Below are 1,847 nucleotides of genomic sequence, written 5' to 3'. Positions count from 1 at the left end.
CATTTCGCACAACTGGAACAATCTGCTCAATCTTGCCAACACCATCAAACAGCATCTGCGTTTCAATCGTGTCAAACTCGATTGCACCTCGCTTGGCACGCGCAGCCAGCAACACCTTGAACAAGGCATGCAGCGTTTGCATCTGTGCCATCTGCGGGTGCTCAGTGCCGTTTTGCAGACAATCCCAGACCTGGTTATAGGTAAGTCGCGCACGCGAGCGCATCACCGCAGGATAGAAGCGATAGCGCTTGACCTTGCCCTTGGCTCCGATTTGCATGTCGCACACCATGCACAGGCGCTCGACATCCGGGTTAAGCGAGCAGATGCCATTGGACAAGGCTTCGGGCAGCATCGGTATCACACGGCGCGGGAAATACACCGAGGTGCCTCGCTCGAGCGCATCGATATCCAGCGCATCATCCGGCTGAACATAATGACTGACATCTGCAATCGCAACGACCAACCGGTATCCTTTACCCCGCTTTTCGGCAAACACCGCATCGTCGAAGTCGCGCGAACTTTCGCCATCAATCGTCACCAAGGGCAGGTCGCGAATATCTTCGCGCCCCTTGAGCTGATCTTTTTTACGCACCTTTTTCGGTGTCGCCTTGGCTTGCGCCTGAGCCACTTCACTAAATACATGAGGCAAATCGTGCTTGCGCAGCGCGATTTCTATCTCCATGCCAGGATCGGCATAATTACCCAGCACATCCTTCACCCGGGCAATCGGTGCACGGTAGCCTTGCGGGTACTCGGTAATTTCCAGCACCACCACCTGGCCATGCACGGCCGCGCCCTCGCCACCAGGTTCTATCAGAATATCCAGACGGATGCGTTTGTCTTCGGCGCGAGCCGTCCAAACGCCACGCTCCAGATAGACGCGGGCGACCAGCGTTTTCACCGCACGCTCCAGCACTTCGACGATACGCCCTTCACTGCGGCCACGGCGATCCGGCGCACCGGGCTGCACCATGACGATATCGCCATGCATGGCCTTGTGCATTTCACGCTCGCTCAGAAAGAGATCGCCCTTCTCCCCTTCCAACGGCATGGCAAACCCATAGCCATCACGATGACCGGATACCTTGCACTTAAGCAGATCCAGTTTTTGCGCGACACAGACGGCACCGGTACGGTTAATAACGACTTCTCCGCTACGCTCCATGGCAAACAGGCGGCGTTCGAAAAAAGGTTTTTCTTCTTCAGTAATATTCAGCAAACCGATTAGCTCGGCTGGAAACATGGGAACGCCCTGCCCGGCGAGAATTTGCAGAATAAATTCACGGCTAGGTAAAGGCTTGTCGTATTTGACTTTTTCACGTTCCAGATGCGGGTCTTGCAAGCGCAACGGGATGCTTTTTTGTTTTTTTTGCGTGGCAGGCATTGACTTCCTCGGCTAGGTCAATATAATTCGCACTTCGTTACAGCAATGTAGCGCAGATCATACAGTAAAGCGATGCCCAGGTGGCGGAATTGGTAGACGCACTAGGTTCAGGTCCTAGCGCCCGCAAGGGTGTGGAAGTTCGAGTCTTCTCTTGGGCACCAGTCGCTTTATCAGGTCATTGAGTTTGCTCAATGGCTTTTTTATCGTCCATATTCTGCTCCCCCCTCTTCTATTTATTTCCCTCGCCAAACAAACCCGATAAAAAGCCCGATAAAAAGCCCGACAAGCGCTAGCCTGCCGGGCAATCTTTACACCTTAATCAAGGCAGGCTTAAATTCAAACCCGCCCCGATCATTCCCATCAGAAGAATACCAGCGTCAGGATGCCGAATACCGGCAGCAGGAAGCAGATGGACCAGCCCATATAACCGAAGAAGCTAGGCATTTTCACGCCACGCTGCTCG

General features: G+C 53.8%; 2 protein-coding genes and 1 tRNA gene. 1 reads left to right on the top strand and 2 read right to left on the bottom strand.

Features of this window, described 5'->3' with window-relative positions:
- The coding region (locus EGI20_RS17995) for a ribonuclease R family protein (protein WP_498633064.1) at nt 1–1,384 on the bottom strand (1,384 nt) is incomplete at its 3' end.
- Between the two features lie 74 nt (nt 1,385–1,458).
- Here EGI20_RS17995 and EGI20_RS17990 point away from each other — a divergent pair.
- Nucleotides 1,459–1,545 (top strand) — tRNA-Leu (locus EGI20_RS17990).
- Nucleotides 1,546–1,744: 199 nt separating this feature from the next.
- Here EGI20_RS17990 and EGI20_RS17985 read toward each other — a convergent pair.
- Nucleotides 1,745–1,847, bottom strand: a 103-nt coding sequence (locus tag EGI20_RS17985) for a sodium:proton antiporter (RefSeq protein WP_498633066.1), incomplete at its 5' end; no start/stop codon positions are given.

The sequence above is a fragment of the Aquitalea sp. S1-19 genome (assembly GCF_024343515.1).
This window is presented reverse-complemented; position numbering and strand designations above follow the sequence as displayed.